The sequence below is a fragment of the Ruegeria sp. AF2 genome (genome assembly GCF_056542025.1).
This window is the reverse complement of sequence record NZ_JBQFZC010000001.1, coordinates 973,073-988,459: the sequence shown is the minus strand read 5'-3', so window position 1 is coordinate 988,459 and position 15,387 is coordinate 973,073. Positions and strand designations below refer to the sequence as shown.

Annotated in this window: 13 protein-coding genes; 10 read left to right on the top strand and 3 right to left on the bottom strand. The window is 58.1% G+C overall.

Annotated features, from left to right (window positions below; translation table 11 throughout):
• Positions 1 to 9 precede the first annotated feature (9 nt).
• Positions 10 to 1,521 (top strand): anthranilate synthase component I, encoded by a 1,512-nt coding sequence (gene trpE / locus ACR0NM_RS04850; protein ID WP_480613475.1) that lies wholly within the window; start codon positions 10 to 12, stop codon positions 1,519 to 1,521.
• Positions 1,522 to 1,545: 24 nt separating this feature from the next.
• On the opposite strand, the gene ACR0NM_RS04845 is transcribed toward trpE, so the two are convergent.
• Positions 1,546 to 3,027 carry a divergent polysaccharide deacetylase family protein gene (locus ACR0NM_RS04845; RefSeq protein WP_480613473.1) on the bottom strand — a complete coding sequence of 494 codons (1,482 nt, stop codon included), beginning with the start codon at positions 3,025 to 3,027 and terminating at the stop codon, positions 1,546 to 1,548.
• A 197-nt stretch (positions 3,028 to 3,224) separates the two neighbouring features.
• Between ACR0NM_RS04845 and ACR0NM_RS04840 the strand changes: the two genes are divergently transcribed.
• The 6 genes from ACR0NM_RS04840 to lexA all read left to right on the top strand — a co-directional run bounded on the left by ACR0NM_RS04840 (position 3,225) and on the right by lexA (position 8,042).
• Complete coding sequence (locus tag ACR0NM_RS04840; RefSeq protein ID WP_170392975.1) at positions 3,225 to 3,806, top strand: anthranilate synthase component II; 582 nt, start codon at positions 3,225 to 3,227, stop codon at positions 3,804 to 3,806.
• Positions 3,803 to 4,822, top strand: coding sequence for an anthranilate phosphoribosyltransferase (gene trpD / locus ACR0NM_RS04835; protein ID WP_480613471.1), 1,020 nt, complete (start codon positions 3,803 to 3,805; stop codon positions 4,820 to 4,822). The genes ACR0NM_RS04840 and trpD overlap by 4 nt, the downstream gene beginning before the upstream one ends.
• Positions 4,819 to 5,631 (top strand): indole-3-glycerol phosphate synthase TrpC, encoded by an 813-nt coding sequence (trpC, locus tag ACR0NM_RS04830; RefSeq protein ID WP_480613469.1) that lies wholly within the window; start codon positions 4,819 to 4,821, stop codon positions 5,629 to 5,631. The genes trpD and trpC overlap by 4 nt, the downstream gene beginning before the upstream one ends.
• Positions 5,631 to 6,104, top strand: coding sequence for a cyclic pyranopterin monophosphate synthase MoaC (gene moaC / locus ACR0NM_RS04825; RefSeq protein ID WP_170595517.1), 474 nt, complete (start codon positions 5,631 to 5,633; stop codon positions 6,102 to 6,104). The genes trpC and moaC overlap by 1 nt, the downstream gene beginning before the upstream one ends.
• On the top strand, positions 6,101 to 7,273 hold the full coding sequence (locus ACR0NM_RS04820) for a molybdopterin molybdotransferase MoeA (protein ID WP_170595515.1): 1,173 nt from the start codon (positions 6,101 to 6,103) through the stop codon (positions 7,271 to 7,273). The genes moaC and ACR0NM_RS04820 overlap by 4 nt, the downstream gene beginning before the upstream one ends.
• Positions 7,274 to 7,343: 70 nt before the next feature.
• Positions 7,344 to 8,042 carry a transcriptional repressor LexA gene (lexA, locus tag ACR0NM_RS04815; protein ID WP_170392970.1) on the top strand — a complete coding sequence of 233 codons (699 nt, stop codon included), beginning with the start codon at positions 7,344 to 7,346 and terminating at the stop codon, positions 8,040 to 8,042.
• Here lexA and ACR0NM_RS04810 read toward each other — a convergent pair.
• Entirely contained in the window at positions 8,036 to 10,063 is a 2,028-nt protein-coding gene (locus tag ACR0NM_RS04810; RefSeq protein ID WP_480613466.1) for a ComEC/Rec2 family competence protein, read from the bottom strand. The two genes, lexA and ACR0NM_RS04810, sit on opposite strands and share 7 nt — an antisense overlap.
• A 78-nt stretch (positions 10,064 to 10,141) precedes the next feature.
• Between ACR0NM_RS04810 and gltX the strand changes: the two genes are divergently transcribed.
• The 3 genes from gltX to ACR0NM_RS04795 all read left to right on the top strand — a co-directional run bounded on the left by gltX (position 10,142) and on the right by ACR0NM_RS04795 (position 14,070).
• Positions 10,142 to 11,548, top strand: coding sequence for a glutamate--tRNA ligase (gene gltX, locus ACR0NM_RS04805; protein WP_480613464.1), 1,407 nt, complete (start codon positions 10,142 to 10,144; stop codon positions 11,546 to 11,548).
• A 114-nt stretch (positions 11,549 to 11,662) separates the two neighbouring features.
• Positions 11,663 to 12,958 carry a citrate synthase gene (gltA, locus tag ACR0NM_RS04800; protein ID WP_170392967.1) on the top strand — a complete coding sequence of 432 codons (1,296 nt, stop codon included), beginning with the start codon at positions 11,663 to 11,665 and terminating at the stop codon, positions 12,956 to 12,958.
• Between the two features lie 170 nt (positions 12,959 to 13,128).
• The gene (locus tag ACR0NM_RS04795; RefSeq protein ID WP_480613462.1) at positions 13,129 to 14,070 is read left to right on the top strand and encodes an autotransporter outer membrane beta-barrel domain-containing protein; all 942 of its coding nucleotides are present in this window, start codon (positions 13,129 to 13,131) and stop codon (positions 14,068 to 14,070) included.
• Between the two features lie 9 nt (positions 14,071 to 14,079).
• Here the strand turns inward: ACR0NM_RS04795 and ACR0NM_RS04790 are convergent, their stop codons facing one another.
• Positions 14,080 to 15,147 carry a PA0069 family radical SAM protein gene (locus tag ACR0NM_RS04790; RefSeq protein ID WP_480613460.1) on the bottom strand — a complete coding sequence of 356 codons (1,068 nt, stop codon included), beginning with the start codon at positions 15,145 to 15,147 and terminating at the stop codon, positions 14,080 to 14,082.
• Between the last annotated feature and the right edge of the window lie 240 nt (positions 15,148 to 15,387).

Genomic DNA, 15,387 nt, shown 5'->3' with positions numbered 1-15,387 from the left:
AGACAGAACATGGCCCTGACCCCGGATTTCGAAAGTTTCGCGCGCGCTTATGATGCGGGCGAAAATCGGGTCGTCTATACCCGCCTCGCCGCTGATCTGGATACGCCGGTTTCACTGATGCTGAAACTGACAGGCGCTCAGAAAGACGCCTTCATGCTCGAGTCGGTAACCGGGGGTGAAGTGCGTGGGCGCTATTCGATCATCGGAATGAAGCCCGATCTGATTTGGCGCTGTCAGGGCGAGACATCGGCCTTGAACCGATCAGCCCGCTTCGATGCCGAGGCGTTCGAGCCACAGGATGGCAACCCGATGGACAACTTACGCGCCTTGTTGGCTGAAAGCCGCATCGCGCTTCCCGATGACCTGCCGCAGGCCGCCGCTGGCCTGTTTGGCTATCTGGGCTACGACATGGTCCGGTTGGTGGAATACCTGCCGGATGTGAACCCTGACCCGTTGGGCCTGCCAGATGCGATCATGCTGCGCCCCTCGGTCATTGCTGTGTTGGACGGCGTCAAAGGCGAGGTTACCGTGGTGTCGCCCGCATGGGCCAGCGAGGGCCAAAGCGCCAAAGCCGCCTATGCGCAGGCCGCCGAGCGTGTGATGGATGCCGTGCGTGATCTTGAGCGTGCCATGCCGGCCGAGACGCGCGATCTGGGTGACGCAATAGAAGTTGGGGCTCCTGTCTCTAACTTCACCAAATCGGGCTATATGGAAGCCGTTGAAAAGGCCAAGGAATATATCCGTGCAGGTGATATCTTTCAGGTCGTCCCAGCCCAACGCTGGACACAGGATTTTCCGCAGCCGCCATTTGCCCTCTACCGCTCGCTGCGGCGCACCAACCCGTCGCCGTTCATGTTCTATTTCAACTTCGGCGGCTTTCAGGTCGTAGGTGCAAGCCCAGAAATTCTGGTGCGTGTCTTCGGCAATGAGGTCACGATCCGCCCTATCGCGGGTACCCGCCCGCGTGGCGCGACGCCCGAAGAAGACAAAGCCAACGAAATCGACCTGCTGGCCGACAAGAAAGAACTCGCCGAGCACCTCATGTTGCTGGACCTGGGCCGCAATGACACCGGGCGTGTTTCTAAGATTGGAACCGTGCGTCCTACCGAAGAGTTCATCATCGAGCGCTACAGCCACGTGATGCACATCGTATCAAACGTGGTCGGTGAACTGGCCGAAGACAAGGACGCATTGGACGCGTTCTTTGCCGGGATGCCTGCAGGCACGGTATCAGGCGCGCCCAAAGTGCGCGCGATGGAGATCATCGACGAGTTGGAGCCTGAAAAGCGCGGCATCTACGGTGGCGGTGTCGGGTATTTCAGCGCAGGCGGCGACATGGATATGTGCATCGCACTGCGGACGGCCATTGTGAAAGACCACAAACTGTATATCCAAGCTGGAGGAGGCGTTGTCTATGACAGCGACCCAGAAGCGGAATACATGGAGACCGTCCATAAATCGAACGCCATTCGCCGCGCGGCTGCGGATGCGGCGCGGTTTACAGGCAGCGGAAACAGCTAGTAGGGCGGCGGATGGTCGCTGCCGTCACCCGTCCGTCAGCGATCCGGCAACGCCCTGCTGGACTTCTTTCATCATCACGGCAGAAATTGGGGCCATCGCCACGCGGCTGCCGCGATCCTCAAGCCCCCACAGCAATAGAGCCGAGATCGTCTCGGGACGCAGACGACCCAGCATCACCACGGCACCTTCCTGTCCGGCGCGGAAGGCTGCCTGATCCAGAAAACGCCGCATGATCTTGGGGTCCTGTTTGGCACCATCGAAATCGCGGAACACTACGCTGGATGGAATGCCGTTGCGCGCTGCAAGCTTTTGCGCAGTGTTTAGACCATTGTCCTGCGTCACCAGCCCGCGCCCGGTATCTCCGGCAATCGCCGCAACCTGATCAGCCAGCTTTCGGTTGCCCTGAATGCCGCTTCCGACACCTTCCAGAATGCCTACGGTTTGAGGCAATTGATCCAACCACACCGACAACGACACCTCAGCGTCCTGAGCACTGGCGGCTTCGTGCATGTCAACCAAGGCCAATACTTCAAATCCAGCCTCGCGATGACGGGCCATTTTTTCAGCTGCATTCGGGTCAGACGGGCTGACGGCAAAACTTAGCGGGTATGGGAAATCCTGCAACGCCTCGGCCCCAAAAGCCCCTTCATCATCGATCAAAATGATCGACATCAATGGCTTGGATTCTGGGTTTTCGAAGGTGGCAGCATGTGCTTCGATGGGCTTGGCCACCACTTCTGGAGTAATCACGGCTTGTTCGACGGGCGGGTCATCCCTCTCGGTTAGGGGCACGACACGCTTGCCGATCAACGAACCGGAACCTGTGGCCCCCTCTCCGCCAATTTGCGGCAGGGTCAATACTCGCGGCTGACGTACAGGGCGGGTATCTTCTTCACCCTCAACCGCGATTGGATTTTCATCAGGCACGGGTTCCGCTTCCTGAGCCTCTGGAGCTGCATCCGGCACATCCGCGATCTCAGGCTGCAAGGCAGCGACCTGAGGGGCCTCCTTGGGCGTTTCTTCCGCAACCTGCGGTTTCGGGGCTTCCTCGGGCGCAGGCGCTGCTGGAGCGTCCGCGAGCGCTGCCGGTTCGGCTTCCTGTTGTGGCGAGGTCGGTTCGGCAAGTGGATTTGGCGGTGCCGCGGGCGCTTCGGTTTGAACGGTCACGTCAGAAGATGAGATCGCTGCAGGTGCCTCGGCTACGGTCGGTGCTCCACCCGCCTCAGGACGGGCACCGGGCTCAAGCTCGATACCTGCCAAGCCATCCAGCGAATCTGATGATAGATCGGGGGTTTCAGGGCCGGATGGTGGCAACTCAACCAGATCAGCATCGGCATTGCTTTCTTCAACTTTCGCAGCCTCCAGGGGCTGCGGAGTATCAGCCACTTCGGGCGCTGTTGCCGTCACATCTGGTTTACGTGACAAAGGAGTTGTCAGCGAAAGAACCGCGCCCAGTGCCAATACCGAGACCGCCCCGGCGATCACTCCACCGTAAAATCCGCTCATCGAAATCTCGCCTCTCGCGTTGTTTCGTGCCTCATCTGCCCAGACGCCATCTTCCGCGACGCTCACCTGTACGGCGTCAAGTTGGGTATGTCCTCTTGACGCTGCCGCACAAGCCTGAGCATGTATGTCCCGACATTATACCGCGCTCAGGGACTGCATCGCCAGCCCGAAATGCCCATAGGAAGATAAGTGCCCAAATGCTGCTGCTGATCGACAACTATGACTCGTTTACCTACAACCTCGTTCATTATCTGGGTGAGCTCGGGGCCGAGATGGTCGTGCGCCGGAACGACGCGCTGGACGTACAGGAAGCAATGGCGATGAACCCGGCTGGTATTCTGCTCAGCCCCGGCCCTTGTGATCCCGATCAGGCGGGCATCTGTCTGGCCCTGACCGAAGCCGCGGCCGAGACGCAAACACCGCTGATGGGGGTCTGTCTGGGGCATCAAACCATCGGTCAGGCATTTGGCGGCAAGGTTGTGCGCTGTCATGAGATCGTGCACGGGAAAATGGGCACGATGAAACACACCGGCAAAGGTGTATTCGCTGGCCTGCCCTCGCCCTTCGAGGCCACCCGGTATCATTCGCTTGTCGTAGAACGCGAAAGCCTGCCCGATTGCCTTGAGATCACGGCCGAGCTTGAGGATGGCACGATTATGGGTCTGCAGCACAAAGAACTGCCGATCCACGGCGTCCAGTTTCACCCGGAATCCATCGCGTCCGAGCATGGTCACGCCCTGCTCAAGAACTTCCTGAACGAAATGAAAGTCCCCGCATGAGCGACGCTCTGAAACCGCTGATCGGTGCTGCGGCCGATCGACCTTTGACCCGTGCCGAGGCTGAACAGGCCTTTGGCATCCTCTTTGATGGGGCCGCCACGCCCAGCCAGATTGGCGGGTTGCTGATGGCAATGCGCACGCGCGGCGAGACGGTCGAGGAATACGCCGCCGCCGCTGCCGTAATGCGCGCGAAATGCAATGCAGTGAAAGCTCCCGCTGGCGCGATGGACATCGTTGGCACGGGGGGCGACGGCAAAGGAACACTCAATATCTCGACAGCCACGGCTTTTGTGACGGCGGGCGCCGGTGTCACCGTTGCAAAACACGGTAATCGGAACCTGAGCTCGAAATCCGGCGCAGCAGATGCTCTTGGGCAGCTAGGTATCAACGTAATGGTCGGCCCGGAAGTTGTTGAAAAAGCGCTGAAAGAGGTCGGTATCGGTTTCATGATGGCCCCAATGCACCACCCGGCGATCGCCCATGTCATGCCTTCGCGGCAAGAACTGGGTACGCGCACGATTTTCAACATTCTGGGCCCCCTGACCAACCCCGCCGGGGTGAAGCGCCAACTGACCGGTGCGTTCAGCCGCGACCTGATCCGCCCGATGGCCGAAACTCTGGGTCTGCTTGGGGCTGAACATGCCTGGCTAGTCCACGGCTCAGACGGTACGGATGAGCTTACGATCACAGGGATCAGCTGGGTCGCATCGGTTGAGGATGGCGTTGTAAAAGAGGTTGAGCTTCACCCCGAAGATGCAGGCCTGCCGGTGCATTCGTTCGAAGATATCATCGGCGGCACCCCCGAAGAGAACGCGGTCGCCTTCCGCGCCTTGCTGGATGGGGCACCTTCAGCCTACCGCGACGCGGTGTTGCTAAACTCGGCAGCGGCGCTGGTCGTTGCAGATGCGGCAAGCGATCTGCGCGAGGGCGTTGCGATGGCCACAGAAAGCATTGACAGCGGCAAGGCCCGTGAAAAGATCACCGCGCTGGCGCGCATTACACAGGAAGCCGCATGACCGACACCGTTCTGGACAAAATCAAAGCGTACAAGCTGGAAGAGATCGCTGCGGATAAAGCGCATAAGCCTCTGGAAACACTAGAATCTGATGCACGGAACGCACCCGAGGTACGCGGTTTTGCCGAAGCCCTGCATTCGGCTGTGCGCAAGGGGTACGGATTGATTGCCGAGGTCAAAAAGGCCAGCCCGTCCAAAGGTCTGATCCGCGCTGATTTCGATCCGCCCGCGCTTGCCAAAGCTTATGAAGAGGGCGGCGCGGCTTGCCTGTCGGTTCTGACGGACACGCCTAGCTTTCTGGGTGACAAGTCCTTTCTGACCGAAGCGCGCGCGGCCTGTTCGTTGCCAGCATTGCGGAAGGACTTCATGTACGACCCCTATCAGGTGGTCGAAGCGCGTGCATTGGGTGCGGATTGCATCCTGATCATCATGGCATCGGTCAGCGATGCACAGGCCGCCGAGCTTGAGCAAACCGCGTTTGACTGGGGCATGGATGTTCTGATCGAAGTGCACGACGCCGATGAACTTGCACGCGCATCGCAGTTGAAAAGCCCGCTTATCGGGATAAACAACCGCAATCTCAAGACGTTCGAGACGACTCTCGATACCACCCGCCACCTTTCAAAGCTGGTTCCAGCGGATCGCACGATCGTCTGCGAGAGCGGCCTGAGCACTCCGGCGGACCTCGCCGATATCGCCCGCTACGGTGCGCGCTGTTTCCTTATTGGTGAAAGCCTGATGCGTCAGGATGATGTAGCTTCGGCAACTCGAGCACTGCTCGCCAACCCGCTCATTCCCGGAGTGATGTGATGCCGCTGACCCATTTTGATGCCAAAGGTGAGGCCCATATGGTGGACGTGTCCGACAAGGCTGTCACCGACCGGGTTGCGGTTGCATCTGGATACATCAAGATGGCGAAGGAAACCTTTGATATCATTTCAGAAGGACGCGCTAAGAAAGGCGATGTTCTTGGTGTTGCCAGACTTGCGGGCATAATGGGCGCCAAGAAAACGCCTGACCTGATACCTCTGTGTCATCCGCTACCCGTGACCAAAGTCGCCATTGAACTGAGCTTAGACCCGGACCTTCCCGGCGTTCAGATTGAAGCGACAGTAAAGACTTCCGGCCAGACCGGCGTAGAGATGGAAGCGCTGACAGCAGTCTCGACAACCGCACTGACGGTTTATGATATGGCGAAGGCCGTGGACAAATCGATGGAGATCGGCGGCATTCGTGTTCTACTGAAAGACGGCGGAAAATCAGGGCGTTACGAGGCATCATGATCTCGGTTGAAGAAGCGCGGGCTCTGCTGTTCGATCTGGTCTCACCGCTGCCCGCAGAAACGGTTGCCCTTGCCGAGGCTGCCGGTCGTATCCTGGCAGAAAACGTTGCAGCAACGCGTGATCAGCCGCCCTTTGCTGCGTCATCGATGGATGGGTACGCCGTCAAGGCGGCCGAAGTCGAACTGCACGCAATGTTCAAAGTGGTTGGCGAAGCAGCGGCCGGACGTCGCTTTGCTGGAAGCGTCGGACCCGGCCAAGCTGTGCGTATATTCACTGGTGCGCCTGTGCCGGATGGTGCAGATTTCATCGTCATACAGGAAGATGTCGACCGACGCGGTGATCTGATCACCATAACCGACGCCCCCGGTGAAAAGGCCAATATCCGCCCTGCGGGGATCGATTTCAGCATCGGTACGCAGATCACGGCCCCGCGCCAGCTCAGACCCGAAGATGTCGCATTAATGGCAGCGATGAACATCGCTTCGGTCCCTGTGACCCGCAAACCCGTGGTTGCACTAATCTCAACCGGTGACGAACTGGTGATGCCCGGAGAAACACCCGGCCCCGATCAGATCATCGCCTCAAATACCTTTGGTCTTAAGGCGTTACTGGAAAACGCTGGCGCACAAGTTCGTGTACTTCCTATCGCACAAGATACCTTAGCGTCATTAGAAACAGCTTTTTGCTTGGCACAGGGCGCTGACCTTGTGGTGACAATCGGAGGGGCGTCGGTTGGCGAGTACGACCTGGTTGCGGATGTCTCGGAAGGTCTCGGGCTGAAGCAATCGTTCTACAAGATACGCATGCGACCGGGTAAACCACTGATGGCCGGGCGGCTTGGGCATGCTGCGATGGTCGGTCTACCCGGAAACCCGGTCAGTGCCATGGTGTGCGGCTATCTGTTTCTTATCCCGATGGTGCGCCGCATGTCGGGGATCGAAAGGGTCCTGAACCCGTTCAAGCGCGCCCGCCTTTCTGCCCCGCTCGGAAAAAATGGCCCGCGTGAGCATTATATGCGGGCGGTGTTGGACAGCGGCGGCATCCGCGCCTGTGATGATCAGGACAGCTCGCTGCTAAGTGTTTTGGCGCAAGCCAATGCACTATTGGTACGCCAACCCCACGATCCCGCGCGCGAGGCCGGGGATGAGGTCCTTTACCTGCCGATCTAGCAAATCCGTTGACACAAAACGTGAACATGCGTAGAACAAAAGAAAACGCATGAGCGACGAGGTATGAGCAATGCTGACCAAGAAGCAATTGGATTTGCTGGAATTCATCCACAAACGCGTGCAAGCGGACGGTGTTCCGCCCAGTTTTGATGAGATGAAGGCCGCGTTGGATCTACGGTCAAAATCCGGGATTCATCGACTGATCACCGCGCTGGAAGAACGTGGCTTTATCCGCCGCCTTGCCCATCGAGCCCGTGCCATCGAAATTGTCAAGCTGCCAGAAAGCCTTGGGGGAGAGCCCACGGCAGGTTTCAAACCGCGTGTGATTGAAGGCGATCGCCCTGAAGGTCCACGCCCCGCGAACTTTGAACCCGTCACAGTTGATGCGATGGAATTGCCTGTTATGGGCCGGATTGCTGCCGGTGTACCGATCGAAGCGATCAGCCATGTTTCGCACCGCGTTGCGGTACCGGGCTCGATGGTTTCGGGCCGTGGTGAACATTATGCGCTTGAGGTTCGTGGCGACTCGATGATCGACGCCGGTATCAACGATGGCGATGTCGTGGTGATCCGCGAAACAACGGCCGCTGACAACGGTGACATCGTGGTGGCATTGGTGGAAGATCAGGAAGCCACGCTGAAACGGTTTTTCCGCCGAGGTCAGGCCATTGCGCTGGAAGCGGCAAATCCGGCCTATGAGACCCGCGTGCTGCCAGAGGACAAGGTGAAAGTTCAGGGCCGCCTGGTAGGCTTGATCCGAAGCTACTGAGGCAGCTTGGGGGACCAGAGGCGGCGGCCTGAGATATCAGAACTCGCGAACAAACGCCCCTTGGACAACGCAAGACTGCCTGTCTTCTGCAGAAATTCCGTATCGTAAACGCTGCATTCACCGGTCAAAGTCAACGACACCGGGGCGACAATGATCTGATCTTTCCTGCATTCCTGAAAGGCGCTCGCAGCCCGCTTGCCAGTCAAGTGGACAAGCTCTTTGTCTCCCAGCAGAAAACGTTGAATTCCCGCTGATGCCTCTGGCCATCGCAAAGCGGCCTTTGGTTGATCTGCCCCGTCCCCGTCATTTTCCAGCCAAACCGACGCGACAAATCCGCTGCCTTTCGGTTTGCTCAGCGCGCGCCCGTGTTCAGTCATCACTCCGACCAGCCCGCCGGTATCGGCGATCAGCACGTCTGGGCGGCTTCCCTGACCCCACAGCGCTATCGCCAATGCTGCCGGGGCAATGCCGAGCCACCGTGCGTGCCCTTGCCACAGCATTAGCCACAGAAGAGACAGAGCCAGAACAGGCAATACGAAATAGTCTGGGCTTACCACGTACCCGCGCGCGCCCTCCAGTCCCGCGACCCAATCGGCAACGGTAAGGATCCATCTCAGCCCAAGACCCATTACGTGCAATGCAATCGCTTCAAGCCCAAAAGGTGCAAGAAGGGCGGCGACAACCGCACTTGGAACGACCAGCGTTCCCATGACGGGCACGGAGACGAGATTTGCCAGCAACCCGTAGTGCGAAATAGCGTTGAAATGCGCCGCCCCGATCGGAGCTGTCGCGATCCCCGCGATCGCCGAGGATGTCAACAAGGCCAGCACAGGCCGCAGCCATTTTGGGCCTGGCATTGGGCCATAGTCCCGCAACGCGCCAAACCCTGCGACCAAGGCGGTTGTAGCAGCAAAAGACATCTGAAATCCGGGGCTCAAAAGAGTTTCTGGACGAAAGGTAAGAACAATCAGCGCAGCTACGGCCACCGCCCGCAACGAAATCGCGCGCCGGTCCAACAATACGGCCCCCAGCATAACGCAGACCATCACAAAGGCGCGCTCAGTCGCGACGTTCCCACCAGACAGAAGCAGGTAGATTGTCGACGCGAATAACGCGCAGAGCGCGGCCACCTTGCGTACGGGCATGCGAAGCGCGATGACAGGTACCATTGAGAACCCCATGCGGCACGCCACAAAAACGAAACCGGTCAACAAACCCATGTGAAGGCCCGAAATCGCCAGAAGATGAGCCAGGTTGGACGCGCGCAACGCCTCTAACGAGGCCTGCCCCATCCCGCTGCGATCACCGGTAGTTACGGCGGCGGCAAAGCCCCCGACTTCGCCCGGCAGGATCGTGCGCACCCGATCCGAGATCTCCATGCGCCAGGCCGTGATACGCACTCCGTCCAAACCATCTTGCGCCGCAGCCGACGTCAGGACCGGAACCCGAGTGTATCCAACAGCGCCGAGTTGCTGGAACCAGGCGTGGCGGCGAAAATCAAAACCTCCGGGTTCAACTGGCCCTTGCGGCGGCGAAAGATGTGCTGTGGTCATAATCCGCTGACCCGGGGACAGCGCAACTGACTCCCCGTGAATAGACAGCCGGATGCGCCGGGGTCTTTGATCAGCAGGAACGTCCCCGATCCGCACCTGATCCAATGTCACCCTCAGCGCATCCGACGCAGAGCGGTCCAGCGCTACGACCCTCCCCTCGACTGGGCCATAGTAACGCCATTGCAGGACCGGCTCCGCAACCATATGTGCCCGCGTCCCGGCCAGAGCGAACCCCATCGCGATCAGGGCCAACCCGGTGGCCAGGGGTGACCACGCGGTTCCCATCCAACGGGTGGAGGCAAGTGCCAGACAGGCAAGCACCAGAACGCCGACATAGAGCTCAACCTCGGGTTCGAACCTGAGGCTGAAATACCAGCCAATCCCGACCGACATGCAAATCGGAGACCACGGAAACAGGTGTCCCCGCTGGGTCAGCAATGCGGTCTCGACCCGTGTCAGAACACGCATGGTTGCCCCCGTCCTTCGGGCTGGGTAGATAGTCGCCAAACTATGCCCGCTAAGGTTACCAAAAGGTTAATCCACACCATGTCCGATCAGGTCGTCACCCGTTTTGCCCCCTCTCCCACCGGATTTCTGCATATCGGTGGCGCCCGCACTGCGCTGTTCAACTGGCTTTATGCGCGGGGCCGCGGCGGCAAATTCCTGCTGCGGATCGAGGATACCGACCGGGAACGTTCCACGCCGGAAGCGACCGCAGCTATTTTGCAGGGCATGAACTGGCTGGGGCTGGATCATGACGGCGAAGTCGTCAGCCAATTCGAAGGCGCCGCCCGGCACGCAGAGGTCGCGCATCAGTTGCTGTCCGAAGGCAAGGCATACAAGTGCTTTTCGACGCAGGAAGAAATCGCTGCGTTCCGCGAACAGGCCCGGGCCGAAGGGAAATCGACCCTGTTCCGCAGCCCATGGCGCGAGGCCGACCCGTCCACCCATCCCGACGCCCCTTACGTGATCCGCATCAAGGCTCCGCAAGACGGTGCCACTGTGATCCGCGATCAGGTGCAGGGCGATGTCACCATTCGCAACGATCAGTTGGATGACATGATCCTGCTGCGTTCGGATGGGACTCCGGTCTACATGCTGGCCGTTGTGGTTGACGATCATGATATGGGCGTGACTCATGTGATCCGGGGCGACGATCACCTCAACAACGCCGCCCGTCAGATGATGATCTACGAGGCGATGGGTTGGGATGTACCAGTCTGGGCGCATATCCCTTTGATCCATGGACCCGATGGGAAAAAGCTCAGCAAACGTCACGGTGCGTTGGGGGCGCAAGAATATCAGGCTATGGGATATCCGGCATCCGGAATGCGCAACTATCTGGCTCGGCTGGGCTGGAGCCATGGGGATGATGAGTTCTTTACCGATGCCCAAGCTAAAGAGTGGTTCGATCTGGATGGCATCGGCAAAAGCCCGGCGCGATTTGATGTGAAGAAGCTTGAAAACCTTTGTGGACAACATATTGCCGTCGGGGAAGATGCCGCGCTGCAGCATGAAATTCAGGGATATCTGAAGTCAGCTGGTTTGCCGCCGCTTTCCGAAACACAATCCAGTGATTTGATCCGTGCGATGTATTGCCTCAAGGACCGCGCACGCACGTTCCCGGAACTCATTGAAAAAGCTCATTTTGTGCTTACGTCGCGACCTATCCAGCCAGATGAAAAGTCCGCAAAGGCGCTGGCATCTGTATCCGACGGTATACTGAAAGAATTGACGCCGCAGCTGCAAAATGCTAGCTGGTCCCGGAACGAACTGGAGGAGACCCTGAATTCGTTCGCAGAGGCGAATGGGGTTAAGTTCGGCAAATTGGCTGGTCCGCTGCGGGCGGCACTAGCGGGCCGGGCAGTTACACCTTCGGTATTTGACATGATGCTTGTGCTTGGGCGCGATGAAACCCTGGCGCGGCTTTCTGATGCAGCGAACCCGGCCTGATTTCACATAAGGGTAACGCTGCTCCGTTAAGAACGGACTGCGCGACGGAACGCAGTCGTTGCCTGCTTTGTCGGACAGCGATCCGGCATGCGCACGAATGAAGAAGGGACAAACATGACCGAGAGCAAAAAATCAGCCAAACTGACTGTCCACGGCGAAAGCTATGATCTGCCGGTGTTTTCTCCGACCGCTGGGCCCGATGTGATCGATATCCGCAAGCTCTATGGTCAGGCTGGCGTCTTTACTTATGATCCGGGTTTCACGTCGACTGCAAGCTGTGACAGCACCATTACATTCATCGACGGTGACAAGGGCGAGTTGCTGCATCGCGGTTATCCGATCGAACAGATCGCCTCGAAGTCGCATTTCCTCGAACTCAGCTATCTACTGCTGTATGGCGAGCTGCCTTCGGCGAAGGATCTGGAGAACTTCGAGACCACAATCACCCGCCACACGATGCTGCACGAGCAGATGCAGTATTTCTATCGCGGCTTCCGCCGGGATGCGCATCCGATGGCCATCATGGTGGGTGTGGTTGGTGCCATGTCCGCGTTCTATCACGATTCGACCGACATCGCGGACCCGCGTCAGCGTGAAGTAGCTTCGCACCGTTTGATCGCAAAAATGCCGACCATCGCGGCCTGGGCCTACAAATACCATATTGGTCAGCCCTTCGTGTATCCGCGCAACGACCTGGACTATGCGTCAAACTTCCTGCGCATGTGTTTTGCCGTTCCTGCCGAAGATTACGAGGTGAACCCGATTCTGGCACGCGCCATGGATCGTATCTTCATGCTGCAGGCGGATCACGAACAGAACGCCTCGACTTCGACGGTGCGTCTGGCATCTTCTTCGGGTGCAAACCCGTTCGCCTGTATCGCGGCCGGTATCGCCTGTCTCTGGGGTCCGGCCCATGGTGGTGCGAACCAGGCTTGCCTTGAAATGCTGGAAGAGATCGGCAGCGTGGACCGCATCCCCGAGTTTATCGAGCGCGCCAAAGACAAAGATGACCCGTTCCGTCTGATGGGCTTTGGCCACCGCGTCTACAAGAACTTCGATCCACGCGCGAAAGTGATGAAGCAATCGGCAGACGAAGTACTTGACCTGCTGGGCGTGGAAAACAATCCCAAACTACAGGTCGCGAAGGCGCTGGAAAAACAGGCTCTGGAAGATCCGTATTTCATCGAAAAGAAACTGTTCCCGAATGTCGACTTCTATTCGGGCATCGTGATGGAAGCGATGGGTTTCCCGACCTCGATGTTCACGCCAATCTTCGCGTTGTCACGTACCGTTGGCTGGGTTAGCCAGTGGAAAGAAATGATTGCCGATCCACAGAATAAGATCGGACGCCCACGTCAGCTTTATCTGGGCGCGACCAACCGCGATTACGTGGACATCGAAAACCGCTGATCCACACACAATATCGATGTTAAGACCCCGGTTATCCGGGGTCTTTTTTCCGTAGCGTTACCAAAATGAGACCGTTCGAAACCAAACGTAAATGACTGTTTCGATGCATCTTTCCGCACTGCGTTAGTCCGCCTAATGTTGCCGCGTCCGGCGAATAGTGTTTGGTTCTCATGCGTTTAATCCTCTTTTTCATTATGTTGCTACTTGCGCAATCGGCATCCGCTCAAAGCGTGCTGGAACGTGCTTTTGAGAAGCAGCAGCAGGAAAACGCCGCCGGGTCGCTGGCAATCTTAGGGCTGGCAGGCATCCCGGACGATTCTGCCAGCGCAATCTCGCTGCAATCAAATACAGACAATCGCGATTACGATTTCAAATCCGCCCAGCTGGGCGGCGGGTTTCGCCTTGCTGAGGGCGTGCCGATCTATCTTGAGGGGTATATTGGCTACGCGCGCTATGACCCCGTTCTGACCTTCAGCGGCACCGGAGATACCACGCGTATACCGCTGAAATGGACCAGCCTCGCCCTGACCGGCGGTGTCGGCTATCAGTTCGACATCGGCGAGTATTGGAAAATGACCCCGATGGCCCATATCTCGGTCGGACGTACGCAATCCGACGCATCTGTCGGTGCGCAAGCCATCGCCAACCGCCTGGGGCTTGATCGAGACTTTCTCGAAAGCGGCGGCATCTGGGCTGGTGGCGCAGGCGGATCGATGACGGTCTCGTACGAAAAAGCTCTGTCCAACGACCGGGAATTCGAGGCAAGCCTGCGCTATACCCATATCGAATACTGGCCTATCGGAGACAACGAGGACTTGTTGGTTGAATCAACTGCCGCAAATGCAGTTCTGTGGTCACGCTACCGCTTTCCAACTGGAAAACGCATGTTCGGTCGCCCGGTCCGCTGGGTGGGCGATCTGTCCCTGTCCTATCTGATCGGGGATCAGTCACTTGTATTGGGCACCGACTGGCTGGCCCGCGTAGGTGGCGGGATCGAGGTTGATCTGTCCGACACATGGGTGCCTTGGGTATCAACGACACGGTTTATGGTCCGTTATTACGGCAGCGATACGGTTAACGGATTCTCCGCCGGGATTGGCATCAGTTTCTGAACAAAGGTTTCAGAACAAAGCCAGCTGATCACCGGGCTGAGGTGGCGGCGCAAAAGCCGCACAGTTTAGTGGCGGCATATCAGTCGACAGCCCGAGACGTTTGACTGCGGCCTTGAACCGTTGCGCAATCATCTCGGCATAGGTCCCCTCGCCCCGCATGCGGTGGCCCCACCGGGGGTCATATTCCCTACCCCCATGCATTTCGCGCAGCCGTGCCATCACCTTCTCAGCCCTGCCCGGCTGATGTTCGATCAACCACTCGCGCCAGAGCGCGGATACTTCACGGGGAAGCCGCAGCATGATCCAGCTTGCAGCATCAGCGCCAGCCTGCTTTCCGGCCTCCAACAGGTTTTCCAATTCATGATCGGTTAAACCGGGAATCACCGGAGACGTCATAACGCGCACAGGCACGCCAGCCTCGGTCAGGTTGCGGATCATTCCGAGCCTGCGCTGCGGCGAAGGTGCTCGTGGTTCCATCCGCCGGGAAAGATCCCGGTCCAATGTGGTCAGCGAAATGCCAACCCGGACAAGACCATTGCTGGCCATCGGTCCCAGAATATCAAGATCACGCTCGATCAGAGTCCCCTTGGTCACAATACCGACCGGATGTTGAAAATCTCTCAGAACCTTTAGACAGCTTCTTGTTATCTTGCGTTTTTTTTCGATCGGCTGATAGGGGTCGGTGTTGGTGCCCAGTGCAATCGTGGCCACCTTGTAAGAACGTGCCGAGAGTTCGCGACGCAATAGCTCAGCCGCATTGGGTCGCGCAACAAGGTGGGTTTCGAAATCCAAACCCGGAGACAGCCCCAGATACGCATGCGTTGGCCGAGCAAAGCAATACACGCATCCATGCTCGCAGCCCCGATATGGGTTTATGGATCGGTCAAAAGGTAGGTCCGGCGACTTGTTATAGGTGATCAGATTGCGCGCCATTTCTTCCCGAACTTCGGTCCGCAACGGGGGCAGTTCGTCTGGCAAATCCCAGCCATCTTCGGTCAACTCGGTTGTAAACCTCTCGAATCGACCTGCTTCGTTTGAGGTTGCTCCGCGCCCAGGGCTTTTGATGGCAGCAGTCATTTGTTCGCCTTTTGTTCCTATCCTAGATGTAATTAAAACCAGTTTCACTGGCAAGATTCATGTTTCGATTCCCAAAAATCATCAGATGCTCGAAACCGGCGACGCATTAGACTGCAGGTGAATTTACCGTGGCTAATGAAACCAATGCAGGATGATCTTGCAAAATTCGATGTCGCTGAGTGCGAATATTCGGCCTATAGGTCGGTCTCAGAACGACCTAGGTCGCAATCGTCACAGTAG

Bases quoted from the DNA above. Each gene is read 5' to 3' on its own strand.
- moaC (WP_170595517.1), top strand. From the start codon at position 5,631: ATGCCGCTGACCCATTTTGATGCCAAAGGTGAGGCCCATATGGTGGAC.
- trpD (WP_480613471.1), top strand. From the start codon at position 3,803: ATGAGCGACGCTCTGAAACCGCTGATCGGTGCTGCGGCCGATCGACCT.
- ACR0NM_RS04790 (WP_480613460.1), bottom strand. From the start codon at position 15,147: ATGACTGCTGCCATCAAAAGCCCTGGGCGCGGAGCAACCTCAAACGAA.
- gltX (WP_480613464.1), top strand. From the start codon at position 10,142: ATGTCCGATCAGGTCGTCACCCGTTTTGCCCCCTCTCCCACCGGATTT.
- ACR0NM_RS04840 (WP_170392975.1), top strand. From the start codon at position 3,225: ATGCTGCTGCTGATCGACAACTATGACTCGTTTACCTACAACCTCGTT.
- ACR0NM_RS04845 (WP_480613473.1), bottom strand. From the start codon at position 3,027: ATGAGCGGATTTTACGGTGGAGTGATCGCCGGGGCGGTCTCGGTATTG.
- lexA (WP_170392970.1), top strand. From the start codon at position 7,344: ATGCTGACCAAGAAGCAATTGGATTTGCTGGAATTCATCCACAAACGC.
- ACR0NM_RS04820 (WP_170595515.1), top strand. From the start codon at position 6,101: ATGATCTCGGTTGAAGAAGCGCGGGCTCTGCTGTTCGATCTGGTCTCA.
- ACR0NM_RS04810 (WP_480613466.1), bottom strand. From the start codon at position 10,063: ATGCGTGTTCTGACACGGGTCGAGACCGCATTGCTGACCCAGCGGGGA.
- gltA (WP_170392967.1), top strand. From the start codon at position 11,663: ATGACCGAGAGCAAAAAATCAGCCAAACTGACTGTCCACGGCGAAAGC.
- ACR0NM_RS04795 (WP_480613462.1), top strand. From the start codon at position 13,129: ATGCGTTTAATCCTCTTTTTCATTATGTTGCTACTTGCGCAATCGGCA.
- trpC (WP_480613469.1), top strand. From the start codon at position 4,819: ATGACCGACACCGTTCTGGACAAAATCAAAGCGTACAAGCTGGAAGAG.
- trpE (WP_480613475.1), top strand. From the start codon at position 10: ATGGCCCTGACCCCGGATTTCGAAAGTTTCGCGCGCGCTTATGATGCG.